This window comes from Planococcus sp. 1R117A (assembly GCF_051417975.1).
Taxonomy (GTDB): Bacteria; Bacillota; Bacilli; order Bacillales_A; family Planococcaceae; genus Planococcus; species Planococcus shenhongbingii.
This window is the reverse complement of sequence record NZ_JBPRLO010000002.1, coordinates 527,053-552,048: the sequence shown is the minus strand read 5'-3', so window position 1 is coordinate 552,048 and position 24,996 is coordinate 527,053. Positions and strand designations below refer to the sequence as shown.

At 45.5% G+C, this 24,996-nt stretch carries 25 protein-coding genes; 19 read left to right on the top strand and 6 right to left on the bottom strand.

The genetic code is table 11. The features are described from left to right. The first annotated feature begins 97 nt into the window (after positions 1-97). The 6 genes from ACSFXN_RS08165 to recO are packed head-to-tail and all read left to right on the top strand — an operon-like array spanning position 98 to position 5,197. Positions 98-2,221, top strand: a complete 2,124-nt coding sequence (locus tag ACSFXN_RS08165) for an HD family phosphohydrolase (protein ID WP_437149645.1) — start codon at positions 98-100, stop codon at positions 2,219-2,221. A 15-nt stretch (positions 2,222-2,236) separates the two neighbouring features. Beyond that, the gene (gene ybeY, locus ACSFXN_RS08160; protein ID WP_437149644.1) at positions 2,237-2,719 is read left to right on the top strand and encodes an rRNA maturation RNase YbeY; all 483 of its coding nucleotides are present in this window, start codon (positions 2,237-2,239) and stop codon (positions 2,717-2,719) included. Further along, the gene (locus tag ACSFXN_RS08155; RefSeq protein ID WP_300992598.1) at positions 2,706-3,059 is read left to right on the top strand and encodes a diacylglycerol kinase family protein; all 354 of its coding nucleotides are present in this window, start codon (positions 2,706-2,708) and stop codon (positions 3,057-3,059) included. Before ybeY ends, ACSFXN_RS08155 begins: the two co-directional genes overlap by 14 nt. 19 nt (positions 3,060-3,078) lie before the next feature. Beyond that, positions 3,079-3,489 (top strand): cytidine deaminase, encoded by a 411-nt coding sequence (locus tag ACSFXN_RS08150; protein WP_437149643.1) that lies wholly within the window; start codon positions 3,079-3,081, stop codon positions 3,487-3,489. Further along, positions 3,473-4,390, top strand: a complete 918-nt coding sequence (gene era, locus ACSFXN_RS08145) for a GTPase Era (protein WP_437149642.1) — start codon at positions 3,473-3,475, stop codon at positions 4,388-4,390. Before ACSFXN_RS08150 ends, era begins: the two co-directional genes overlap by 17 nt. Positions 4,391-4,402: 12 nt before the next feature. Next, positions 4,403-5,197, top strand: a complete 795-nt coding sequence (recO, locus tag ACSFXN_RS08140; protein WP_437149641.1) for a DNA repair protein RecO — start codon at positions 4,403-4,405, stop codon at positions 5,195-5,197. 196 nt (positions 5,198-5,393) lie between these two features. Here the strand turns inward: recO and ACSFXN_RS08135 are convergent, their stop codons facing one another. Then, positions 5,394-6,770, bottom strand: coding sequence for a glycine--tRNA ligase (locus tag ACSFXN_RS08135; RefSeq protein WP_437149640.1), 1,377 nt, complete (start codon positions 6,768-6,770; stop codon positions 5,394-5,396). Positions 6,771-7,081: 311 nt separating this feature from the next. Here ACSFXN_RS08135 and ACSFXN_RS08130 point away from each other — a divergent pair, with 311 nt between their 5' ends. The 8 genes from ACSFXN_RS08130 to ACSFXN_RS08095 all read left to right on the top strand — a co-directional run bounded on the left by ACSFXN_RS08130 (position 7,082) and on the right by ACSFXN_RS08095 (position 15,560). Then, positions 7,082-7,720: a helix-turn-helix transcriptional regulator gene (locus tag ACSFXN_RS08130; protein WP_300992609.1), complete on the top strand. Its 639-nt coding sequence runs from the start codon at positions 7,082-7,084 to the stop codon at positions 7,718-7,720. A gap of 11 nt (positions 7,721-7,731) precedes the next feature. Then, entirely contained in the window at positions 7,732-8,535 is an 804-nt protein-coding gene (locus tag ACSFXN_RS08125; protein ID WP_437149639.1) for a pyruvate, water dikinase regulatory protein, read from the top strand. A gap of 200 nt (positions 8,536-8,735) precedes the next feature. Beyond that, entirely contained in the window at positions 8,736-10,538 is a 1,803-nt protein-coding gene (gene dnaG, locus ACSFXN_RS08120) for a DNA primase (RefSeq protein WP_437149638.1), read from the top strand. A 31-nt stretch (positions 10,539-10,569) separates the two neighbouring features. Then, a complete protein-coding gene (gene rpoD, locus ACSFXN_RS08115) occupies positions 10,570-11,724 on the top strand; it encodes an RNA polymerase sigma factor RpoD (protein WP_437149637.1) in 1,155 nt (384 codons plus the stop codon). A 139-nt stretch (positions 11,725-11,863) separates the two neighbouring features. Further along, the gene (locus tag ACSFXN_RS08110) at positions 11,864-13,003 is read left to right on the top strand and encodes an acyl-CoA dehydrogenase (RefSeq protein WP_437149636.1); all 1,140 of its coding nucleotides are present in this window, start codon (positions 11,864-11,866) and stop codon (positions 13,001-13,003) included. Positions 13,004-13,135: 132 nt separating this feature from the next. Continuing rightward, the gene (cccA, locus tag ACSFXN_RS08105) at positions 13,136-13,525 is read left to right on the top strand and encodes a cytochrome c550 (protein WP_437149635.1); all 390 of its coding nucleotides are present in this window, start codon (positions 13,136-13,138) and stop codon (positions 13,523-13,525) included. A 225-nt stretch (positions 13,526-13,750) separates the two neighbouring features. Beyond that, positions 13,751-14,464, top strand: coding sequence for a tRNA (adenine(22)-N(1))-methyltransferase (locus tag ACSFXN_RS08100; RefSeq protein WP_437149634.1), 714 nt, complete (start codon positions 13,751-13,753; stop codon positions 14,462-14,464). Further along, entirely contained in the window at positions 14,451-15,560 is a 1,110-nt protein-coding gene (locus ACSFXN_RS08095) for a Nif3-like dinuclear metal center hexameric protein (protein WP_437149633.1), read from the top strand. The genes ACSFXN_RS08100 and ACSFXN_RS08095 overlap by 14 nt, the downstream gene beginning before the upstream one ends. A 26-nt stretch (positions 15,561-15,586) precedes the next feature. Here ACSFXN_RS08095 and ACSFXN_RS08090 read toward each other — a convergent pair whose 3' ends face one another. Together ACSFXN_RS08090 and ACSFXN_RS08085 are read right to left on the bottom strand one after the other, a co-directional pair. After that, positions 15,587-16,117, bottom strand: a complete 531-nt coding sequence (locus ACSFXN_RS08090; RefSeq protein WP_437149632.1) for a DNA topology modulation protein — start codon at positions 16,115-16,117, stop codon at positions 15,587-15,589. Between the two features lie 152 nt (positions 16,118-16,269). Then, positions 16,270-17,250, bottom strand: coding sequence for a 4-hydroxy-3-methylbut-2-enyl diphosphate reductase (locus tag ACSFXN_RS08085; RefSeq protein WP_437149631.1), 981 nt, complete (start codon positions 17,248-17,250; stop codon positions 16,270-16,272). A gap of 125 nt (positions 17,251-17,375) precedes the next feature. Between ACSFXN_RS08085 and ACSFXN_RS08080 the strand changes: the two genes are divergently transcribed. The 5 genes from ACSFXN_RS08080 to ACSFXN_RS08060 all read left to right on the top strand — a co-directional run bounded on the left by ACSFXN_RS08080 (position 17,376) and on the right by ACSFXN_RS08060 (position 21,846). Beyond that, positions 17,376-18,671 carry a DEAD/DEAH box helicase gene (locus tag ACSFXN_RS08080; RefSeq protein ID WP_437149630.1) on the top strand — a complete coding sequence of 432 codons (1,296 nt, stop codon included), beginning with the start codon at positions 17,376-17,378 and terminating at the stop codon, positions 18,669-18,671. Between the two features lie 12 nt (positions 18,672-18,683). Continuing rightward, positions 18,684-19,577, top strand: a complete 894-nt coding sequence (locus ACSFXN_RS08075; protein ID WP_301856379.1) for a deoxyribonuclease IV — start codon at positions 18,684-18,686, stop codon at positions 19,575-19,577. A gap of 241 nt (positions 19,578-19,818) precedes the next feature. After that, entirely contained in the window at positions 19,819-20,592 is a 774-nt protein-coding gene (locus ACSFXN_RS08070; protein WP_437149629.1) for a metal ABC transporter ATP-binding protein, read from the top strand. Beyond that, positions 20,585-21,439, top strand: coding sequence for a metal ABC transporter permease (locus tag ACSFXN_RS08065; RefSeq protein WP_437149628.1), 855 nt, complete (start codon positions 20,585-20,587; stop codon positions 21,437-21,439). The genes ACSFXN_RS08070 and ACSFXN_RS08065 overlap by 8 nt, the downstream gene beginning before the upstream one ends. Next, positions 21,436-21,846 carry a Fur family transcriptional regulator gene (locus tag ACSFXN_RS08060; protein WP_300992640.1) on the top strand — a complete coding sequence of 137 codons (411 nt, stop codon included), beginning with the start codon at positions 21,436-21,438 and terminating at the stop codon, positions 21,844-21,846. Before ACSFXN_RS08065 ends, ACSFXN_RS08060 begins: the two co-directional genes overlap by 4 nt. A 610-nt stretch (positions 21,847-22,456) precedes the next feature. On the opposite strand, the gene ACSFXN_RS08055 is transcribed toward ACSFXN_RS08060, so the two are convergent. From ACSFXN_RS08055 to ACSFXN_RS08045, 3 genes are all read right to left on the bottom strand, one after another. Continuing rightward, complete coding sequence (locus ACSFXN_RS08055; protein WP_437149627.1) at positions 22,457-23,047, bottom strand: hypothetical protein; 591 nt, start codon at positions 23,045-23,047, stop codon at positions 22,457-22,459. A gap of 12 nt (positions 23,048-23,059) precedes the next feature. Further along, entirely contained in the window at positions 23,060-24,187 is a 1,128-nt protein-coding gene (ispG, locus tag ACSFXN_RS08050) for a flavodoxin-dependent (E)-4-hydroxy-3-methylbut-2-enyl-diphosphate synthase (RefSeq protein WP_300992646.1), read from the bottom strand. 134 nt (positions 24,188-24,321) lie between these two features. After that, positions 24,322-24,840 (bottom strand): DUF1189 family protein, encoded by a 519-nt coding sequence (locus tag ACSFXN_RS08045; RefSeq protein WP_437149626.1) that lies wholly within the window; start codon positions 24,838-24,840, stop codon positions 24,322-24,324. Positions 24,841-24,996 lie beyond the last annotated feature (156 nt).

Below are 24,996 nucleotides of genomic sequence, written 5' to 3'. Positions count from 1 at the left end.
TGTAAATACTGGTAAATAATTTCAATAAATTTGTAATTATCAGTGAAATACCCACTTACAATTGGTATGATGGAAGTACTAGAAGTGGGGTGTTTCTATGCAAAAGCGGGCAAAGCAACTTTACGATAAAGCAGGCTATAAAGTGATGGCTGCGGCAATCATCTTTTTGATCGGCCTCATTGCTTATGCTTTCTTATACAGTTCAGTAAAAAGCGAAACATATTCCATAAGCCTTTTTCAGCTTTCCGAAGAAACGATCCGATCAGCAAAAACAGTGGAAGATCCCATCAAAACCGAAGAAGAGAGGCAGCGGGTGGCAGCTGAAATTCCGCCAAGTTACCAATTCAACGATTCCTTAGCTGGAAACCAGTCAGCCGTTATCAATTCATTATTCGGATATATCCTTGAGGCTAAACAACCGGCTGATAAAAAGTCGGACAAAAAACCAGATATCCCAAAGATGGTGGATACGCTGCGTGAAAATCTAAGACTGATGGAAACAAGCGACAACGGCCTTAGGCTAACGGATGATATGCTGCAGGCATTGCTGCTGCTGCCTGAAGAAACTTTACTTCAAGTCGAGCAAGTTTTGATCGGCGTTGTGGAAAGAGAACTGAAAGAACCGATCAGAGAAGAAGACGTTTCAAGTATCCGTAGCAAAGTCGAACAGCAATTGCGTGAAAACCAGAACATACCTGCTACTGTCCTTCAAGCAATGATCACCATCGGCCGTTTTAGCATTGTTCCGAATGAAGTGATCAATGAAACATTGACCAAAGCACAGATTGAGCAGGCAAAAGCCAGTGTGGAACCGACACGGATTTTGCAGGGGCAAGTATTGGTGCAGGAAGGCCAAGTGGTTGATAAAGAAGTGTACCGGCAGCTCGAACTGGCGGGAATGACCGAAGAACAGCAGGACTATAAACCGTTTATCGGGTTGTTGTTATTTGTCTTGATTGTGCTCGGAATTCTTATTGTGGTGACTCACCGGGCGAACGCTACTCAACAGAAAAAAACAACTGCGCTTTTGGTTATAATGGCGGTGCTCACAATTTCCTTGACGATTATGAAATTATTGAGTGCCGTCAGCGGTAATTTTGCCGTGATGATCGCTTTTCTTTTTCCTACAGCTTTGGCTGGCATGATTGCCCGGATGCTTTTAAACGAACGGACTGCAGTTTATTTGACGTTTTTAGTAGGGGCTATTGGGGGTATGATGTTGCAAGAAGGAAACGCGGGAACGCTTCAGATGGATATCGCGTTATATATCATATTCGGTGGGCTTACCGGCGTTTACTTGATTGAGCAGGCAGACCGGCGCACCCGCCTATTGCAGACGAGTCTGGCTGTCGCAGTAGTTAACGCATTGTTTATCGGCTTTTACTTATTGATTGGCCAAAGCCAATACGACTGGACGGAAATCAGTTTTTATTTCGCGGCCGCTGTCATTTCCGGTTTACTGTCAGGAGCCATGACGATCGGTCTGCTGCCATTTTTCGAATCGGCATTCGGGCTATTGTCGACCATGAAACTGATTGAACTGTCCAATCCGAACCATCCGTTATTGAAGAAAATCCTCACCGAAACGCCTGGCACTTATCATCACAGCGTCATGGTTGCGAACTTGGCGGATGCTTCGTGCGAAGCAATCGGCGCGAACGGCCTCCTTGCCCGTGTCGGCTGCTATTACCATGATATCGGGAAGACAAAGCAGCCGCAGTTTTTCATTGAAAACCAGGTCAATATTACAAACCCGCATGACTCATTGCCGGTGGAAACCAGCAGCGCGATTATTTTGGCACATGGCACTTACGGAGCAGAGCTATTGAAAAAGCATAAAATGCCGAAAGAGATTGTGGATGTGGCGGCGCAGCATCATGGCACCAGCCTTTTGAAGTTTTTCTATCATAAAGCGAAAGAAAACGATCCGAATATCGAAGAATCGGCATTCCGGTATAGCGGACCTAAGCCGCAGACCAAGGAAATTGCCATTATTTCAGTAGCAGACAGCATTGAAGCTGCAGTTAGGTCCATGAAAGAACCAACTTCAGAAAAAATAAAAAAATTGGTGGACGCGATTGTAGAAGATAAACTTAAAGATGGGCAATTTGATGAATGCGATTTAACGATGAAAGAACTGAAAACAGTAAAGCACATCATGTGCGAAACACTGAATGGCATTTTTCATACACGCATTGAATATCCGAAAGAAATAAGTTGAAAGGAGAAAACAGCGATGATATCGATCGATTTGATGGATGAAACAGCCACATTAAGTGACAGTGAGCTGGAATTTGTGGAGCAGATACTGCAGCATGCTGCAAAAGCTGAAAACATTGGCGCTGCTGAAGTTTCCGTAACGTTTGTGACGAACGAGATGATACAGGGCATCAATAAAGAATACCGGGGCAAAGACGCTCCGACTGATGTAATATCATTTGCAATGGAAGAAATGGGAGAAGGGGAAGTGGAAATTGTCGGAGCCCTGGAACCGCGCATGCTCGGTGATATTATCATTTCCCTTGACCGGACTAAAGAACAGGCCGCCGATTACGGCCATTCATTCGAACGGGAACTGGGTTTTTTGGCAGTCCATGGATTTTTGCATTTGCTGGGCTATGACCATATGAATCAAGAAGACGAGAAGGAAATGTTCGCAAAGCAAGAAGAAATACTTTCTTCGTTCGGAATTACCCGGGACAATTATGAAGGCGAGTAGATTTTTTAACTCGTTCAAGTTTGCGGTTCAGGGGATTGGGTCGTCGTGGAAAAAAGAGCAGAACATGCGGATCCATTTTTTAGCGGCCCTTGTGGTCTTAATAGCTGGTGCCTTGAGCGGGCTGTCGAAAGGCGAATGGATCATCATTATTTTACTGGTCGGTGGAATGATCGCTTTGGAAGTCATGAACTCTGCAATAGAGCGGGTTGTGGATCTGGCGTCACCGGAAATCCATCCACTGGCGAAAGAAGCGAAAGACATGGCGGCAGGTGCCGTTTTGGTATTTGCCGCTGCAAGTGCTATAATTGGATTACTAATCTTTATACCAAAATGGTTTTAACTTACAGAGGTGATTCGTAATGGAGAAAGAACAATTGATGGAAGAAGCAAAAACAGCACGCGAACGGGCATACGTGCCTTATTCGAAATTCAAGGTCGGAGCAGCGCTTCTTACGGCTGACGGCAAAGTATACCACGGCTGCAATATTGAAAATGCAGGCTATTCCATGACAAACTGCGCAGAGCGGACAGCGATGTTTAAAGCGGTTTCAGAAGGCGATAGAAAATTCACGGCACTCGCTGTCGTGGCAGAAACAAAAGGACCAGTTTCACCTTGTGGTGCCTGCCGCCAAGTAATTGCGGAATTCTGTGCGCCGGATATGCCGGTTTACTTAACAAATTTAAATGGTGACGTCCAGGAAACTACAGTCAGCGAACTGTTGCCAGGTGCGTTTTCAACGGAGGATTTAGCATATGCAGCAAGAAAATAACGGCTTTAAATCAGGGTTTATTTCCATCATCGGCCGCCCGAATGTCGGCAAATCGACATTTCTAAACCGCGTGGTCGGCCAGAAAATCGCCATTATGAGCGATAAGCCGCAAACAACCAGAAACAAAGTGCAGGGTGTCGTCACCACCAATGACAGCCAGATGGTTTTTATCGATACACCCGGCATTAACGAGCCTCGCCATAAATTGGGGGACTTTATGCTGAAAGTGGCCAAAAACACGTTCCGCGAAGTGGATGTACTGCTGTTTGTCGCAAGTGCAGATGACCGCATTGGCAAACAGGACCGCTTTGTCCTGGACATGCTGAAAGGCATTGACGTGCCGGTCTTTTTGGTACTGAACAAAATTGATCAGGTACACCCGGATAATTTGCCGAAAATCCTCGAGGGTTACCGCAATGAATTCGACTTTAAAGAAGCAATTCCAATTTCGGCATTGCAGGGCAATAACGTAGAAAACTTGCTTGCCAAAATTACCGAATACCTGCCGGAAGGGCCGCAATATTACCCGGCTGACCAAGTGACGGATCATCCGGAACGCTTTATCATTTCCGAGTTGATCCGCGAAAAGGCGCTGCATCTGACACGGGAAGAAATTCCGCATTCAATTGCCGTAGTCATTGAAAAGATTGCGCCGGACAGCGACAACAAAGACATGATCCGCGTCCAAGCGATTATCATGGTTGAACGTGATTCCCAAAAAGGAATTGTCATTGGCAAAAAAGGCGCCTTGCTGAAAGAAATTGGCTCCCGTGCACGGGCAGACATCGAGAATCTGCTGGGATCGAAAGTGTATTTGGAGTTATGGGTTAAAGTCCAGAAGGATTGGCGCAATAAAGCAGTGCACTTGCGTGATTTCGGTTTTAGAGACGACGAATACTAAGGAGTCGGTTTCATGCTGAATCAATTGGAAGGTATTGTGATTCGGACGCAGGCTTACGGCGAAAACAATAAAATTGTCACATTGTTCACCCGTGAAGCCGGCAAAATTACTTGCATGGCAAGAGGCGCTAAAAAGCCTTCTAGCCGCTTGGCAGCAGTGACGCAGCAGTTCACGCATGGCAGCTATTCAATCTTCAAAGGTAAAGGCATGGGGACGCTGCAAAGCGGAGATCCGCTGGAGTCGCTTCGGCATATCCGGGAAGACATTATGAAGACGGCCTATGCCAGTTATATTGTCGAACTGATTGACCGGCTTACGGAACAGGATGAACCGCAGCCGTCGGTTTATGAAATGCTGTTCCAGGCGCTTCATGCCATCGAAGAAGGCTATGACCCGGAAGCGATTTCGCTGTTCGTGGAATGGAAGATGCTCCCGAATGCCGGGTTGACTCCGACATTGCATCAATGCGCACATTGCGGAGCGACAGATGGGGAGTTTGCTTTCTCATTCCAGGAACTCGGATTCTTATGCCACCGCTGTTTCCATATTGACCGCTATATCATCCGGCTGAGTCCGGCACTTGTGAAACTGATCCGCACATTTTATTTTGTGCCGATCGAGCGTGTTGGCTCCTTAAAGCTGAAAAAGGAATCCAAAACGCTGCTGAAAGGGATTGTCCGGACGATTTACGAAGAACAAGCCGGCATTCGCTTGAAGTCACGTGGTTTCTTGGAACAGCTGGAACGAACACCTGAATTTTTGCCTAAAAAAACAGTGGAAGACCCGCAACAGGATGAAATTACCTGAGCGGGTCTTTTTTTATTTCCAGTATTTTCATTTACTTTCCTTTCGGGCTGAAATACTTTCTTTTCGGAAGGGAATACTGTCTGTTAGGCCGTAAATACTTTCCCAGCGTGCTCAAATACTTGCCGGACGCCAGAAGTTTTCTCCAAAAATAAAAAACCGGAGCATCATAAAGATGCTCCGGCTTCTAAATTATAATTTAAAACTCAATCTGTTTAGCGACGTAAGCTTGAACTTCATTGATTGGCATCCGGATTTGCTCCATTGAATCACGGTGGCGCACAGTTACTTGGCCATCTTCTACGGAATCAAAATCATACGTGATGCAGAACGGTGTGCCGATTTCATCCTGGCGGCGGTAGCGCTTGCCGATTGACTGGGATTCATCGTAATCCACCATGAAATGTTTGGACAGTTCAGCGAATACTTCAGTTGCGCCGTCAGCAAGTTTTTTCGATAATGGAAGCACAGCCGCTTTATAAGGTGCAAGCGCCGGGTGGAATCTCATAACAGTGCGTTTATCGTCGTTTTCAAGTTCTTCTTCGCTGTATGCATCTACCAAGAAGGCAAGTGTTACACGGTCAGCACCTAAAGACGGTTCGATGCAATATGGCACAAAACGCTCATTTGTAATCGGATCGATGTAATTGAAGTCTTCACCGGAATGCTCCATATGGCGCTTCAAGTCGAAATCCGTACGGTCAGCGATGCCCCAAAGCTCGCCCCAGCCGAATGGGAATTTGTATTCGATGTCCACTGTAGCATTCGAGTAATGGGACAATTCGTCTTTATCGTGTTCGCGAAGGCGCATATTGTCTTCAGTCATATTCAGCTCAAGCAGCCAGTTTTTGCAGAAGTCGCGCCAGTAAGCGTACCACTCCAGGTCTTCGCCTGGCTTGCAGAAGAATTCCAGCTCCATTTGTTCGAATTCACGAGTCCGGAATGTAAAGTTGCCCGGTGTGATTTCATTGCGGAAGCTTTTGCCGATTTGGGCGATGCCGAATGGCATTTTTTTGCGCATTGAACGCTGAACGTTTTTATAGTTGACGAAAATCCCTTGAGCCGTTTCCGGACGCAAATAGATTTCGTTCGTAGAAGCTTCAGTAACACCCTGAAAAGTTTTGAACATCAAATTGAATTGGCGGATGTCTGTAAAGTCTTTTGCGCCGCAAGTCGGGCATTTGACTTCGTGCTCTTGAATTAATTCAGCCATGCGATCAAAAGACAAACCATCGACGATCATTTCGATGCCTTTTGCATCCAGTGCGTCTTCGATCAATTTATCGGCGCGGTGGCGCGTCTTGCAGCTTTTGCAGTCAATCATTGGATCATTGAAGTTGCCGACATGGCCGGAAGCGACCCAAGTTTTCGGGTTCATCAAAATGGCAGCATCAAGCCCCACGTTATGAACCGATTCCTGGACGAATTTTTTCCACCAAGCTTTTTTAATATTGTTTTTCAATTCGACGCCGAGCGGGCCGTAATCCCACGTGTTTGCCAAGCCGCCATAAATTTCAGAGCCTGGAAAAACAAACCCTCTGTGTTTTGCTAATGATACTACTTCTTCCATTGACATATAAAAAACCTCCATAAAATAAAAAATCGTACACGTCCCGGACATAAAGTCCGAGGACGAGTACGTTATGACCCGCGGTTCCACCTCGATTGGCTGCAGCTTGCAGCCCTCTTAAAAGAAACTGACTCCAGAGTGCCTTTTCCTGTCAATACGGGCTTCCACTATCCCCGTTCGCTAAAGCAACAGTACTTCTTTCTCCATCATTGTCTGATATTCATTTCGTTAGTATTGTACCATGGCAATCTTTTCTTAGCAATATAGCGCCAATTAGTATATAATAATCATCATTGAGTATAACATATTTTGAGGCGGTGAGTCCGATCGAACTCAATAAGCGGCAAGAAGAAATATTGCGGATAGTTAAAGGCAATGGCCCGATTACGGGTGAACAAATTGCGGACCGTCTGCATTTGACAAGAGCAACATTAAGACCCGATTTAGCCATCCTGACTATGGCCGGCTTTTTAGATGCCCGCCCCCGTGTTGGCTATTTTTATTCCGGAAAAAAACCAGGGCAGGATATTACGGATACGATGAACAATATGAAAGTGAAAGACTTTCAATCGATTCCTGTCGTGGTGAGGGAAGATGTAAGCGTTTATGACGCGATCAGCCAAATGTTTTTGGATGATGTCGGAACTTTATTTGTCGTAGACCAAAAATCCCTTTTGACAGGGGTGCTGTCGCGCAAAGACCTGCTGCGGGCCAGCCTGGGGAACCAGGATTTGACCGCTATCCCTGTACATATTATTATGACCCGGATGCCGAATATTACGTACTGCGTAAAAAATGAATCATTGATACAAGCAGCGCATCGGTTGATCAATCAGCAAATTGATGCTTTGCCAGTGGTCGATGAACAACCCGAGGGATTCAAAGTAATCGGCCGGTTAACCAAAACGAATATCACCCGGGCATTTTTATCTTTGTCGGAAAGCCACGAATTGTGAGGTGCATAGAATTGAAACAGCTTCGCTTGTTCATCGTCTCCGATTCTGTTGGAGAGACCGGTGAACTTGTCGCCAAAGCGGCAATGAGCCAGTATTTATATGCGGATCAGAATGCCGTTTTAAAGCGGTTCCCTTATATTGATTCCGTAGAACACTTGCAGGAAATCATCAAATTGGCAGCACAGCAAAAAGCGTTTATCGTTTTTACCCTAGTGTCGCGGGAACTGAGAAGTTTTCTTTTAAAAGAAACCGCTAAGTACAAAGTGACAGCTGTCGATTTAATGGGGCCTTTGATGGATGCACTGGAAAAAGAATTGGATGCGGTGCCTCTGGAAGAAGCGGGACTGGTCCGGAAATTGGATGATGACTATTTTAAAAAAGTGGAAGCAATCGAATTTGCAGTGAAATACGATGATGGCAGAGATCCGCGGGGCATTTTAATGGCAGATATTGTACTCGTTGGCATTTCGAGAACTTCGAAAACGCCGTTGTCCCAGTATTTGGCGCATAAACGGCTGAAAGTGGCTAACGTGCCGCTGGTTCCGGAAGTGGACCCGCCGGAAGAACTATTCAAAGTAGATCCTGCAAAATGTTTCGGTTTGGTCATTTCGCCTGAAAAATTGAATTATATCCGAAAAGAGCGTTTGATTGCTTTAGGCTTAAATGATGACGCGAATTATGCTAAAATAAATCGAATACACGAAGAAATAGATCATTTTCAAAAAGTGGTCAACAAAATCGGCTGTGAAGTCGTCGATGTGACGAACCGGGCAGTCGAAGAAACGGCCAACCTTATTTTAAATAAATTAAAATGACGGCGTTTGAAAAACCACCTGAAAAGGCGGTTTTTCTATTTTTAATTGTGGATTTTTTGACACAAACGTTTTATAATGAAGAATTGTGGATAAATTAAAATAAGGTCTATTTTTTTGGCCCCATCTTTTTATGAAAAGATGAAGGAATTCGCCTGAATGTCACGAATTAAGTATGTTAAGCAGAAAAAGATGGTGATAAAGTGTCGAATCGAGTTCCTGAAGAAGTGATTGAGCAAATCCGGTCAACGGCAGATATTGTTGATATAGTCGGTGAGTATGTCCAACTGACCAAAAGAGGCCGCAATTGGTTTGGCCTTTGCCCATTTCATGGTGAAAGCACACCGTCATTTTCCGTCACTTCCGACAAGCAGATCTTTCACTGTTTCGGATGCGGCGCCGGTGGAAACGTCATTACATTTCTAATGGATATTGAAAATATTACATTTCAGGATGCTTTAGCAAGGCTTGGAAGCCGGACCGGCATAGAAGTGGAAGTAAATACAAACGCTTCATCGGAAGCTTCATCCGGACTTTCAAAAAGCGATCAGCAATTGATTAAGATGCATGAATTTGCAGCTGATATGTACCATCATATTTTATTGAATACGGAAGAAGGCCAAGCCGCTCTGGATTATTTGGAGAACAGAGGATTTACTCGGGAAATGATCGAGAAATTCCGAATCGGCTGGGCGCTTCCTGAATGGAATTACATGGCTACGGCTCTGCAAAGAAAAGGATATAGCGAGGAAGAATTGGCCGAGAGTGGATTAGTGATCCAGCGTGAACAGGGAAATGGCTATTTTGACCGCTTCCGTGGAAGGATCATCTTCCCAATCACAAACGAAAACGGCAAAGTCATCGCGTTTTCTGGAAGAATTCTTGAAAATACAAAACAAGAAGCCAAATATATGAACAGCCCAGAATCGCCGATTTTTCAAAAAAGCCAAGTGCTGTACAATGTCCATCAAGCCCGCAATGCCATCAGGAAAAACCGGAAGATTGTGTTGTTTGAAGGCTTTATGGACGTGATTGCAGCCGGCAAAGCAGGAGTGGACAATGCCCTGGCGACGATGGGGACATCATTGACTTCCCAGCATATCAGAGCGATGAAGCGTTTTGCCCAGGAAGTCGTCATTTGTTTTGATGGCGATGATGCGGGTTGGGAAGCGGCAAAAAGAGCCGCTATTGCGCTTAATGAAGAAAATTTCAAAGTGGAAGTTGCCGTTCTTCCGGGAAAGCTGGACCCTGATGATTATGTCCGGGAACATGGCAATGACGCTTTTCGGGATCAAATTATCGGTAAACCGCATGCGTTTATCGCGTTTGCTATGATGCATGCACGCCGGCATAAGAATTTCCAATATGAAAATGATCTTCTGCAATACGTTCAAGAAGTGCTGCAGCTGCTAGCCGGCCGTTCGTCGCCGATTGAACGCGATTTATACATCAAGCAATTATCCAATGAAACCGGTTTGTCAGAAGAAGCGATTCTCCAGCAGTACCGAAAGCTTGAGAACAAATCAATTGAACGCAGCCGTCCGGAAAGAGTGGCTAAAACAGTAAAACGCGAGCCTAAACGGGTCACTTCACTGCATAGGGCTGAACGGCTGCTGTTCTCGCATGCCTTGGCTGACCGAGGAGTCATGAGAAAATTGGCTGAAGTGCCATCCGGAATGCCTTTTATCAGCGAAGAGTTTAAAGCTCTGTATGTTCAGCTGCTTGGTTTCTATGAGGAATGGGACAAAGCAGACTTCCATAAATTCCTGGAGACTCTCCAGGATGCCGAACTCCGGAAATTGGTCTTAGAGACTACGCTGTCCGAACGCGATCCGGAGCATGGCGATGAAGAAATTGCTGACTGCCTTAAGCATCTTGAAAAGCACCGGGTTGAGCAGCAGATAAGTTTGAAAATCCAGCAATCTAAAGAAGCGGAAAAACAGCATGATATAAAACGTGCTTTACTTCTTGCACAAGAAGTGATTGCTTTACGGAAATCATTGTAAGTTAATTCCGGTTTTAAAAGGAGGAAGTCGTATGGCTGAGAAATCAGAACGCCAAAACGAAGTTGAAGCAAGCAATGTTTCATTAAGTTCAGAAGGTCCAGAAGTAACGGTTGAAGAAGCAAAGCGCCAATTGATAGAAGCAGGGAAAAAAACCGGTGAACTTAACTATGAGCAGATAGCCGATAAATTAGCGGTTTTTGAAATGGAATCTGATCAAGTAGAGGAATTTATTGATCAACTGGAAGGCCATGGCATTGAACTTGAAAGAAAATCAGATGACGAAGAGCATTTGGAACGCCTGATGAAGCCTACCGAAGAGAAGTTTGACTTGAATGACTTGAGTGTTCCGCCGGGCGTTAAAATCAACGATCCGGTCCGCATGTACTTGAAGGAAATTGGCCGCGTGGACCTTCTGAAAGCGGAAGAAGAAGTCCGCTTGGCGAAACTGATTGAAAAAGGCGATGAAGAAGCGAAAAAACGCCTGGCAGAAGCCAACTTGCGTCTGGTGGTCAGTATTGCGAAACGTTATGTCGGGCGCGGCATGCTGTTCCTTGACTTGATCCAAGAAGGCAATATGGGCTTGATCAAAGCTGTTGAGAAATTCGATTACTCTAAAGGGTTTAAATTCAGTACGTATGCAACTTGGTGGATTCGCCAGGCGATCACACGTGCCATTGCCGATCAGGCACGGACAATCCGTATTCCCGTGCATATGGTCGAAACCATCAACAAATTGATCCGTGTCCAGCGCCAATTGCTGCAGGATTTGGGACGTGAACCTTCTCCGGAAGAAATCGGCGAAGAAATGGATTTATTGCCTGAAAAAGTCCGTGAAATTTTGAAAATAGCCCAAGAACCGGTATCTTTGGAAACTCCGATCGGGGAAGAAGACGATTCACATCTTGGAGATTTTATCGAAGACTCGGATGCGCAATCACCATCTGACCATGCTGCCTACGAATTATTGAAAGAACAGCTTGAAGATGTGCTGGATACTCTGACAGACCGTGAAGAAAACGTGCTTCGTCTGCGTTTCGGACTGGATGACGGACGGACGCGTACGCTTGAAGAAGTGGGGAAAGTATTTGGTGTGACCCGTGAACGGATTCGCCAAATTGAAGCTAAAGCGCTGCGCAAGCTTCGCCATCCTTCACGCAGCAAACGTTTGAAAGACTTTTTGGAATAAAATAAACTGCTTAAGCCGTTCCCTTGCTCGACAAAGGGAACGGTTTTTTATGTTTTTGGGGTTTTCAGTTGAGTTTATCTAAATTTTTCCTATATAATGAATATTGAAAGCGTATTCAATGCAAAGGGGATGTAATGAGATGAATTTTGACTTGACGCAAGAACAGCAAATGATCAAAAAGACGATTAAGGAATTCGCCGATAAGGTTGTTGCTCCTGGAGCGATCCACCGCGATCGGACAAATGAATTTCCGAAAGAAATCTTCAAACAGCTTTCCGACATGGGGATGATGGGATTGCCGTTTGATGAAAAATATGGCGGTGCAGGAGCGGATACTACCAGTTTCGCCATCGTCACTGAAGAATTGAGCCGCGCTTGCGCTTCGACAGGCATCACGTATTCAGCGCATATATCGCTTGGCGGAGCACCGCTGAATTTATTTGGGACAGAAGAACAGAAAGAAAAATATTTAAAGCCGATTTGTACCGGTGAATCGTTCGGAGCATTTGGATTGACGGAACCGAATGCAGGATCGGATGCCGGCGGCACGGAAACCCGTGCAATTGAAGACGGCGATGACTGGGTCATCAATGGCTCGAAAGTATATATTACGAATGCCAGCTATGCGAAGCATTTGGCCATCACGGCTATCACTGGAATCGAAAATGGCAAAAAAGAAATCAGCGCCATTATCGTTCCGACAGATGCTGAAGGATTTACCATTATTGATAATTATGAGAAAATGGGCCTTCATGCATCCAATACCACTGAATTGGTGCTGGAGAATGTCCGCGTGCCAAAAGAAAACCTTCTAGGGAAGCGCGGAGAAGGCTTCAAGCAATTCTTGGTGACATTGGATGGCGGGCGCATTGGCATCGCTGCAATGGCAGTAGGAATCGCTCAGGCGGCATATAATAAAGCATTGAATTATTCTAAAGAACGCAAGCAGTTCGGCAAGCCGTTATCTGAATTCCAGGTGACGCAGTTCAAATTGGCGGATATGGCAATGAAGATCGAATTGGCCCGCAATATGGTATACAAAGCGGCATGGCTGAAAGACCAGGGCCGGCCGTTTACTAAAGAAGCCTCAATGGCAAAACTGTACGCTTCTGAGATTTCAATGGAAGTGGCGGATGAAGCCATTCAGATCCATGGCGGATACGGCTATATGAAAGAATACGAAGTGGAACGCTATATGCGGGATGCAAAACTGCTTGAAATCGGCGAAGGCACGTCAGAAATACAGCGAATGGTCATCGCTCGTCAAATCGGCTGTTAGTTAAGTTGCTGAATTTGTCACAAACGATTAAAAGTTGCCCGATATGGCTTTTCGTTTTGCTAATAATACAGTACAATAATGAATGATACGAACAATATCATAAAGCAGAACTTAAAGAGGGAGGGGTAACGGATGCAAAAAAATGCAATTGTACCTTATATCTTAATCATGGCGTTCGGTATTGGTCTGATTTTCTTCTTATCATTAGAAGGCGTCAATAACGAAGCTGAAATTGCTGAAGAGCATGCAGAAGAAGAAGGCGCAGGCGGAGAAGCACAAGGCGAAGACGGTGGCAGCACTGAATCAGCTGAGTTCGATCCTGAAGCGCAAGCACAGCAAAGCTGTGTTTCATGCCACGGTTCAAGCTATGAAGGCGGAGTAGGGCCATCATTAGTAGATACTCAATTGGACCAAGCAGGACTTGAAGATATTATTGCAAATGGTAAAGGCGCAATGCCAGGTGGTCTTGTTGAAGGCGAGAACATCCCAGCAATGGCGGAGTGGATACTTTCGCTCGAATAGTATTTAAAACCCTTAGTTCACCAAGAGCTAAGGGTTTTTCTTTAGATATCCAGCACAGGCGCCTCAACCCTCGAGTCGCTCTAGGGTTGGTCTACGAAGGCAACTTGTCTGAACAAGGCTTCTGCGCTTTTCATTTCCAGCTGCAATAGCCAAGTTCTCAGGGCTTAAGTTAGCTCTAAGGGACCTTAATGGCCATTTCCGCTTTTCTAAGTTAGGAGGATTTCAATGAATGCTCAACAATTATCAACTCGGCTGACACGGGTAGCAAGCCATGTGCCGCAAGGTTCGGTGGTTGCTGATATTGGCAGTGACCATGCGTATTTGCCTTGCTATTTGGTTTCACAAGGATTAGCTTTGCGGGCTGTTGCCGGGGAAGTCGTAAAAGGCCCCTTTGAATCAGCGAAAAAGCAAGTCATCCAGGAACAGCTGGAGGATAGAATTGCCGTCCGGCTGGCAAGCGGATTAGAAGCGATCCGCCCGGAAGACGGAATAACCGCTGTGACCATTGCCGGCATGGGCGGCCCTTTGATTGTTTCTATTTTGGACCAAGGGAAAGACCGGTTAGCAGGAATCCAGCGTTTGATTCTTCAGCCAAATGTCCATGCGATGGCAATACGTGAATGGGCGGCAGCCAACCAGTGGACGGTTATTGAAGAAGAAATCATCAAGGAAAATAATAAAATTTATGAAATTATCGTGCTTGAACCAAGCCGCTATCCCGTAACATTTACGCCAGCTGAACTGCTGATGGGGCCAATGCTTATGAAAGAAAGGCACGAAGCTTTCCAGGAAAAATGGCAAAGAGAAAGTGCGCAGTGGACAAATATCATTGCTTCAATCGAATCGACGGAACAGACGTTGGAAATTGTCGAAAAGAAAAACGAATTGGTGGAAAAAATAAAACTGGTTGAAGAGGTGCTGAATCGTGAAAATTCCTAATGGGCAGCAAATCATCGAAGAGTTTGAAAAATGGTCACCGAAGTTCCTGGCGATGGAAGGCGACCCCATCGGCTTGCATGTCGGAACGCTGAACAAAAAAGTAGAACGGGTGCTGGTCACGCTGGACGTTAATGAACAAGTGGTGGATGAGGCAATTGAAAAAGGCGCTGGTTTGATTATTGCCCATCACCCTCCGATTTACCGTCCGATGAAAAACCTGCAGACGGATTTTCCGCAGGGGCGAATGATCGAAAAACTGATCAAGCATGATATTGCGGTATATGCTGCCCATACCAATCTGGATGTCGCTAAAGGCGGTGTCAATGATTTGTTGGCAGAGGCACTTGGCCTCGCAGAAACCAAAGTGCTGGTCCCTACATACGAAGCGGAACTGGTTAAAATCGCGGTATTTGTGCCGGAAAGCCATGAAGAACAAGTGCGCGAGGCGCTTGGAAAAGCAGGTGCGGGAGCCATCGGGGATTATGAATTCTGCAGCTATACATTGTCCGGCACCGGCAGATTTCGCCCGACCGATGCCGCCGAACCGTATATCGGCGAAGCAGGCAAGATGGAAGTCACAGCAGAATCAAAAATTGAAGTGGTCATCCGGAAGTACGAGAAAGACCGTGCCATCAAAGCGATGATTGCCGCTCATCCATACGAAGAAGTGGCTTATGATGTGTTTACACTGGAGAACAAAGAAGAAGCGATGGGCCTCGGGCGTGTCGGAAACTTGCCTTCCGAGATGGCTTTGGGCGAGTTCACGGAATGGGTCAAAGAACGGCTCGATGTCCCGGCTGCACGCGTTGTTGGGGATCTTTCCAAAAAAGTCCGGAAAGTGGCAGTCCTTGGAGGCGATGGCAATAAATACATTCAGGCAGCCAAACGTTCTGGTGCAGATGTCTATGTCACAGGCGATTTGTATTTCCATGTAGCACAAGACGCGGAAGCGATGGATCTGGCGGTCGTCGACCCGGGCCATCATGTTGAAAAAGTCATGATCAAAGGCGTCGTCAACCATATGTCGAACCAGCAGAATTGGCAATGTGAATTCTTGCCTTCGGAAGTGCATACAGAGCCTTTCCGTTTTAAATGAAATAAATAAAAAAGCGAGTGCACCGGCTACGGAATTGTAACGGTGCTCTCGCTTTTTATATTGTCTAAGAATTGCTGAGCTTCTTTAGGGGATTTTAAGATAATAATTTCTTTTTTCCCATGATACTGTTTAAGTTTTTTCATAACACCCGGCCGTTTGTTAATCGGATACATCCACACCCACTTTAAAAAACTGAAATTAAAACGCTCTTCACAGCCTGTAGCCACATCCGGCCGTTGCTTGTTGCGGTACAGCACCATGCGCAAAAGAACACGGTACAGGCAAATCGAACGGGGGAGATCCATGAAAATGATACAGTCAGCCGCCCGAAGGCGAATATCGAGAGTTCCATTATAGTTTCCGTCGATAATCCATTGAGGTTTGGCGATCAATTGATGCTGGATCATCTTTTGCTGTTCTTTTGTAACAGCTTCCCAATCGGGTTTCCATAACACCGCATCGAGATGGAATACTTCAATGGATAGTTTTTCAGCCAGTTTTCTTGAAAAAGTCGATTTGCCGGAGCCTCCGGAACCGATAACCGCAATTTTTTTCATCTTATCCACTCCATATTAAAGATGTAATGTACAAAAAAACCGCGAGACTTTTTTAGAAAGCTCACGGTTTACTTGTCGTCGGAGGCAGGGACAAATGGTGTATGGTTTTGTATTTAAGTATATGCCCAATCCGGTAATATACTAGAGTCTATTTATTCATTGACCGGATACGGTTCAATACGATCAGAAGGTTTAGGGTGCTTAATTTTTGGCAGTATTTTATTGAGTGGTACACTGCGAGCCAAATCATGCGTCGTTGGGTCTTCCGGATCGTATTTATCAAGGAATGTCATCACTTCTTTGACGATCGGCGTCGGTGTTGATGCGCCAGCGGTGATTGCCACAGTTTCTATGCCTTCCAGCCATTCCAGTTTCAACTCGGACAAGTCGGAAATCCGGTAGGCAGGAGTGCCCGCGATATCCTGGGAAACTTGAGCGAGGCGGTTCGAGTTATTGCTCATCGGGTCCCCGATGACGATCAGCAAGTCAGCCTCTGTTGCTTGAGTAGCGACCGCTTCTTGCCGCACTTGCGTAGCAAGGCAAATTTCTTTATGGACTTCTGAATGCGGGAATTTTTCTTTCAGCCGCTTCATCATCTCAACAACGTCCCATTGGCTCATCGTTGTTTGGTTGGTAACAATGATTTTTTCGGAATCCAGCTCCAGCTTATTGACGTCTTCAACCGTTTCCACTAAATGGACCATATCAGGAGCGACACCAATTGCGCCTTCCGGTTCCGGGTGGCCGCTTTTGCCGATATAGACAATTTGGTAGCCTTCTGCGGTCTTTTCACGGATCAAGTCATGGGTAACCGTAACATCCGGGCAAGTTGCATCAATGGATACAAGGCCTTTCCGTTTTGCCAGTTCACGCACTTGAGGAGAGACACCATGCGCTGTAAAAATGACGGTTCCTGATTCGACTTTCTCCAGAATTTCAAGCCGGTTTTTGCCATCCAATGTAATGATGCCATCCGCTTCGAATGCATCCGTTACGTGCTTATTGTGCACAATCATGCCCAGTATATAGATAGGGCGGGGCAAGGTTTCGTCCATTGCCGCATTTTTTGCAATAACCATTGCGTCAACCACTCCATAGCAGTACCCTCTTGGAGATATTTTCATTACTTTCATAACCGCACTCCTTTCAAAAACATACTTTCATTATAACGGAGACGGCCCAGCTTTACAAAAGTTGCAATACGGAAAAGCCAATTTCATGCTATAATGTCAAGAGCATAAGGAGGGGATTCAATCCCATGACAAAATTTAGTGATTTTAACTTAAAGCCGTTTATACTAGAAGCGGTAGAAAAACTAGGATTTACAGAACCGACACCGATTCAAAGAGAAATCATGCCTCATATATTGAAAGGCAGCTCTGCAATCGGACAATCCCATACAGGTACAGGGAAGACACATAGTTTTATCATCCCGATCGCCGAGCGCATCGATACGAGCAAACAGGAAGTACAGGCTGTGATCTGCGCGCCGACACGTGAACTGGGAGCTCAAATCTACGCGGAAATGGTAAAGCTTGTCGAAGGATCAGACATCGAAGTGAAAAGCTTTATCGGCGGTACGGACAAACAGCGTTCGATCAATAAACTGAAGACACAGCCGCATATCGTCATCGGTACGCCAGGGCGTTTGAGAGATTTAGTAAAAGAAAACGCGCTTTTGGTCCACACTGGCAAAATCCTCGTTGTAGATGAAGCAGATTTAGCTTTCGACCTCGGATTTATTGAAGAAATCGACCAAGTAGCAGGCAAAATGCAGGACAAGCTTGAGATGTACGTTTTCTCCGCCACGATTCCTGAGAAATTGAAGCCATTCCTGAAAAAATACATGGAATCTCCAATCCACATTAAAATTGGTGATAAACGCCCGACTGCAGAAGGCTTGGATTTCTATCTGGTGCCGGCACGAAGCAAACGCAAAGTGGAACGCCTGAAAGAAATTATGGGCATCATCAATCCGTATTTGGCCATTATCTTTGTCAATACGAAGACCAACGCCGATTATGTAGCAGGAGAACTGGGGAAAGCCGGCATTCGCGTCGGACGCGTGCACGGTGACCTTGCGCCGCGGGAACGTGTGAAAATGATGAAACAAATCCGCGATTTGGAATACCAATATATCGTTGCAACGGATTTAGCGGCTCGCGGAATTGATATCCAAGGTGTCAGCCACGTCATCAACTACGAGTTTCCGGAAGACCTGGAATTCTTTGTCCACCGTGTTGGCCGTACGGCACGTGCAGGAATGAAAGGCTTGGCCATTACGATTTTCAACCCGGAAGAAGAAGATGCAGTCGTCCGCGTTGAAAAAATGGGCATTCCGTTCCAGCAAAAAGACATCGTCAAAGGTGAGTTTGTCGATTTGAAAGAGCGCCACAGCCGTAAAACCCGAGTTAGAACACAGAACGAAGCCGATGCTAAGGCCAAGACAATGGTCCATAAGCCGAAAGCAGTTAAACCGGGATATAAAAAGAAAATGAAGTGGAAAATGGACGAAATCAAAAAAGTGGAACGCCGCAAAAACCGCAAAAAGTAAGGAGTTTTTTTCATGTTATTAGGATCACATGTATCAATGAGCGGCAAGAAAATGCTGCTGGCAGCCAGTGAGGAAGCCAGTTCCTACGGTGCCAGCACTTTCATGATTTATACCGGTGCGCCGCAGAACACGCGCCGCAAACCAATCGAAGAGCTGAATATTGAAGCGGGGCAAGCGCATATGGCTGCGAATAATCTGTCGAATATCATTGTCCATGCCCCTTATATTATCAATATCGGCAATTCCTTAAAACCTGAAACTTTCGGGCTTGGAGTGGAATTTCTGCAAAAAGAAATTGAACGCACAGCAGCATTGGGGGCCAAACAGATTGTTTTGCATCCTGGTGCACATGTGGGAGCGGGAACTGAAGCTGGCATTGCAAAAATCATCGAAGGCTTGAACGAAGTGCTGACGCAGGATTTCCCGGTTAATATTGCATTGGAAACAATGGCTGGAAAAGGCACTGAATGCGGCAGGAGCTTTGAGGAGATCGCTGCCATCATCAACGGCGTCACCCATAATGAGCGGCTGTCTGTTTGTTTCGATACTTGCCATACGCATGATGCAGGCTACAATATCAAAGAAGATTTTGACGGAGTGCTGGAAGAGTTTGACCGCCTTGTTGGCATCGAGCGCCTGCAAGTGCTGCACATCAACGACAGCAAGAACATCCGCGGGGCTGGAAAAGACCGCCATGAAAATATCGGGTTTGGGGAAATTGGCTTTGAAGCGTTGAATGGGATTGTCCACCATCCCGATTTAATGCATGTGCCTAAAATCCTGGAAACGCCTTATGTCGGCGCCGATGCAAAAAACAAAAAACCGCCTTACGCTTTTGAAATCGAAATGTTCAAAAGAGGGATATTCACTCCAGGCGTAATAGAAGAATTGAAAGCTCCGCTTTAATAACGAGGGAGTTTAGGCTGCAGGCGCCCGCGGGATGCCTGCAGTCTTCTCGTTTCTGGGGAGTTTTATTTGCCGTTTAATCCTGCACCTGATTTTATGGGAAGTTTGAGAGATATTGCTGCACACGTTATTGAGATTGAGAGCATTCGAGTTTTTTCTATTTACAACGAGTCCGAAGTCATCTATACTTTTCTAATGGTTGTAAATCGTAATCATTATTAATTAGAAAAGAGGCGGCTTTATGGACGCGCCATTAATCAACATTAAAGATATCAGTTTTGAATATGAACAAACGAAAGCTCTGGAGAATATTTCACTTAAAGTGGAAAAAGGGGATTTTTTGGCGATTCTTGGACCGAATGGCTCCGGAAAATCAACGTTGTTGAAAATTATGCTCGGTTTGATCAAGCCGACAAAAGGCACCATTGAGCTGTTCGGTGAGGACTCGAAAAACTTTAAAAACCGGGAATGGATCGGGTATGTCTCGCAAAAATCGAATTCCTTCAATTCGGGATTTCCAGCGACCGTTGAAGAAATCGTGGCAGGCGGCCTTGCGAAAAAGACCGGATTGTTTCATCGGCTGCCGAAAAATTACAAAGAAGAAGTACATCATGCTTTGGTAGCGGTCGGCATGGAATCTTTCACTGGCCGGAGCGTCAGCGAGTTGTCCGGCGGGCAGCAGCAGCGGATTTTTATCGCCCGCGCTTTAGTGGCCAAACCGAAAGTGCTGATTCTGGATGAGCCGACTGTCGGCATTGACCACCAGAACGTCCAGTCATTTTACAATATGCTGGCGTCGCTGAACCGTGACAAAGGCATTACACTTGTTCTAGTGACGCATGATGTCGATACAGTGACGGATAAAATTACACATGTGGCGTGTTTGAACCAGACCATCCATTTCCATGGATTTAAAGAACAGCTCCATACGATGAGTGATGCACAGCGCGAAGCCTGGTATGGCCATTCCGTCCGGAAAATTCACCATATTGGAGGAGTCCATACCAATGATTAATGCTATTTTTACGTATGAGTTTCTGCAAAACGCTTTTGCATCCGGAGTTATTATCGGGGTGATTGCACCGCTCCTCGGCGTTTTCATCGTGGTGCGCCGTTTATCCCTGATTGCCGATGCGTTAAGCCATGTAACATTAGCCGGTATCGCAGGAAGTTTGTACTTAAGCCAAAGTGTCGCTGCGTTTGCTTTATTGAATCCGCTGTTTCTCGGAATTGCAGCGTCGGTCGGCGGTTCTATTTTAATTGAGCGGCTGAGAAGTTTGTACAAACATTACGAAGAACTTGCGATTCCAATTATTCTTTCCGCCGGGATCGGCTTCGGCGCTATTTTTATTTCATTGGCACAAGGCTTTTCGAATGATTTGTTCGGTTACCTTTTTGGTTCGGTATCCGCAGTCAGCAGAGAAGATTTGATGATCGTTTCTGGCATCGCCGTCGTCGTGCTGCTGTTCATCTTGTTGTTTTTCAAAGAGCTGTTTGTCTTGTCGTTTGATGATGAGTACGCAAAAGCTTCCGGCTTGCCGGCTAAATGGATTCATTTTCTCTTTATGATCGTGACGGCACTGGTCATCTCCGGATCGATGCGGATTGTAGGGATTTTATTGGTCTCATCGCTGATGACCATTCCGGTAGCTGCAGCGATGCGCGTTTCAAAAAGCTTCAAGCAGACGATTTGGCTATCGATTCTTTTCGGCGAAATCTCGGTGATTACCGGACTTGTAACGGCTTTCTATTTTAATTTGGCACCTGGAGGCACCATTGTTGTGACATCGATTTTATTGCTGTTAATCGTCATTGGCTATAAAAAGATCTCTGTTTCAATGAAAAAGGGGGCAGTTGCATGAACATCTCAAAAGCATGGGAGATATTAAAGGAAAACGGCTATAAGGAAACATCCAAACGGACGCAGATTTTGGAGCTTTTTTCAAATGATGAACGCTATTTGACGGCCCGCGACCTGTTGGACGTAATGCAAAAAGATTATCCAAGCATGAGTTTTGATACGGTGTACCGCAATCTGGCAACTTTTGTTTCACTTGGCATTCTGGAAGAAACCGAGTTGTCCGGTGAACGCCATTTCCGCATGCAATGCGAAAGTGACCATCACCACCACCATTTCATTTGCATGGACTGCGGCAAAATCAAAGAAATTCCGGTATGCCCGATGGATATGTTGGGTGCAGCACTGCCTGCATACGAAATCGCTAATCATAAATTTGAAATCTACGGGAAATGCCCGGCGTGTAAGTAGAAAAGCGGAAACGGCCGTTCAGCTCCAACTGGTATAAGACGAATCGGCGAAGTGGCGTCATTACAGCCACACAGCCGAGGCGGCTTATAACCCGAGGAGCTGGTCGTTGCAGCCGGACAAAGGAAAGTGAAGGTGCCTATGTAGTCCCGACAAGCGCTGGAGGGGTTGCAGTAAATGGCGGGTTTTAGCCATTTGCTGTAAGGCCGAAGCGACCTCGAGGGACTAGGCATCGTAACTGGACAGAAAAGCGGAAACGGCCGTTCAGCTCCGACTGGTATAAGACGAAGCGGTGAAATGGCGTCATTACAGCCACACAGCCGGAGCGGCTTATGACCCGAGGAGCTGGCCGTTGCAGCTGGACAAAGAAAAGCGGAAACGCAGGCAGATATTCTTCTGCTTGCGTTTTTATTTTTGCCGAAAAATGATGAACACAAATAAACCTGGATTGAACGCAAATAAAACTATTTGAACGCAAATAAACTTGACTGAACGCAAATAAAATCATTTAAGCGCAAATACATCGGCATTTCAATGAAACCGTATCAGAAAAAGAGAGAGGTTAGCCGCAAAAAAAGCCAACAGCAATCTTTGCTGTTGGCTTTTTTCGTTATTATTTCATATTCAAGCTGTTTTGAAGTGCAAATTCATTTTTCACCCAATGTTCCGCTTCGAGCCAATTGTAAACGCGGATCACGTTTTTTGGAATGGGCTGGCGGTTATAAGGTGTATCAAATAACAATACCGGTATATCAAGTTCTTCTGAAATTTCAACGGCGTTGTCGTGCTTGTCTTCAAAAAACAGATGCACATTATGTCTTTTTGCCGTTTCGATTTTTTTATGTGTGCCGATCAATTCGATATGGTCATAAGCAATAGCGTGTTCCGCAAACCAATCGAATGTGATGTCCCGGACGTTTTCACCGCGTGCCGATATAAAATACAGTTCGTACTGGTCTTTCCATTTGTCCAGTATGTTTTTAGCGTTTTCCGAAACTGGGGAAGCGGCGTAGATCTTCGCTTCCGAGTCACGGAACCAATTGTAAAACTCACCTTGCGGCAAATGGGGAAGCGCTGCAGTCAAATCGTATTCTTTTATATCGTCGAGCGTTAATGTACTGTTGAATGCTTCATTGATATGAGGGATCAGCGACGTCGGGGACGTGACGGTTCCATCGATATCGATGCCAAAGCGGTATCTCATAGCTTCACAACCTTATGCTTGTTGTTCAAGAGCTTCTTGTTCTGCTTTTTCAGCAGCTTGTTTGTCAAAGTATTCTTGTGCAAGTTTATCAATTTCCACTTTCAGTTCATCTACCATTGTTTCTTCAGGCACTTTACGTACTGTTTTTCCGTGCATGAACAGCAAACCTTCACCGCGGGCACCTGCAATGCCGATATCCGCTTCACGTGCTTCGCCCGGTCCGTTTACCGCACAGCCGAGCACCGCTACTTTGATTGGCGCTTTAATATGGGAGATGTATTCTTCCACTTCGTTGGCGATACTGATTAAATCGATTTCGATGCGCCCGCAAGTCGGGCAGGAAATCAAGGTAGCTGCGTTTGAGGACAAACCGAACACTTTCAATAATTCGCGTGCGACTTTTATTTCTTCAACAGGGTCCGCGCTTAACGAGATGCGCAATGTGTTGCCAAGTCCTTTTGCAAGAAGGGCACCTAGGCCGGCAGAACTTTTCACCGTACCAGTAAACAGAGTACCCGATTCAGTGATTCCTAAATGCAGAGGGTAATCGAAAGCTTTGGAAGCTTTTTCGTATGCTTCGATTGCCAGGCTGACATCCGATGCTTTCATTGAAACGATGATGTCGTGGAAGTCTAAGTCTTCAAGGATTTTGATGTGATGAAGGGCACTTTCAACCATGCCGTCTGCAGTTGGGTATCCGTATTTTTCAAGGATTTTGCGTTCAAGAGAACCGGCGTTAACGCCGATGCGGATCGGAATGCCTTTCGCTTTCGCAGCATTGACGACCGCTTCCACTTTTTCGCGGCGTCCGATATTGCCTGGGTTGATGCGGATTTTGTCCGCTCCTTGCTCAATGGCGATCAATGCCAATTTATAATCAAAATGGATATCAACAACAAGCGGGATATTGATGCGTTTTTTGATCTCACCGATTGAATAAGCAGCTCGCTCATCCGGGCAAGCTACACGGACGATTTGGCAGCCCGCTTCTTCAAGGCGCAGGATTTCAGCCACTGTCGCTTCCACATCATGGGTTTTTGTTGTCGCCATACTTTGAATGAATAATTCATTGCTTCCGCCAACTGTCAGGTCTCCGACTTTAACGGGGCGTGTTTTCGTACGGTGAATACTTTCACTCATTAAAATTCTCTCCTTTTTGGGATGGTTGCTGCTTCGCAGCCAGTTCCCATTTCTATAACTAGTTCAAATATTAGTATATTCCCTTACCTATAGCCATTTTAGCAGTCTCCTATTGGAAAAGACAAGAATAACGGTCATGCCGGCTTATTTTTGGCAGGCGGCTGCTTCGGATAATAATTGGTCGCCAAATGCAAATACAGGATTGTTACCAAACTCAGTGCCAATGTAATCCAAATCGAAACACCGAAAAAGCTGAGGGCAAACGACAAAAGTGTCGGACCCGTGACCGCTAATGCAGCTGTACGCCAAAGATGGCGGTACTCGCCTTTGCGTTTTTTCAGGCGGATCAATGCCACACCGATCAATGCGAAAAGGCTGATTTTCACAAAATGGTAAAGCGTGGTTGATACAAACAAAAATATAAAGGCAAAAGGATACAACAGGAACTGAATTTCTTGGACAAAATCCAAAAGTCCTTCCATATCACTGGCTGTGTCGCCAAGGCCAGTTGCCAGTTCGATAAAAGAAACAAAAGTCATCAACAAAATCAGCGCAAAAACATAGCGCAGGATTTTTCCGATGGTCATAATACGGACGGCTGCCTGTTTTTTAGGTTCCATCAAACTTGCTTTGAATAATTGAAATATGTTCACAGCAATCTTCCTTTCAAGCTATATAAGTATCGTACCATGCAAAAGCGGCTAAAAAAGAACGCTTTGTTACGGGAATGTAAATTTTTATTAAAGGTATTTACAATCGCTTATCAAAGTCTTCATAATAGGTTAGGTGTGAAATTGTAAATTTAGGAG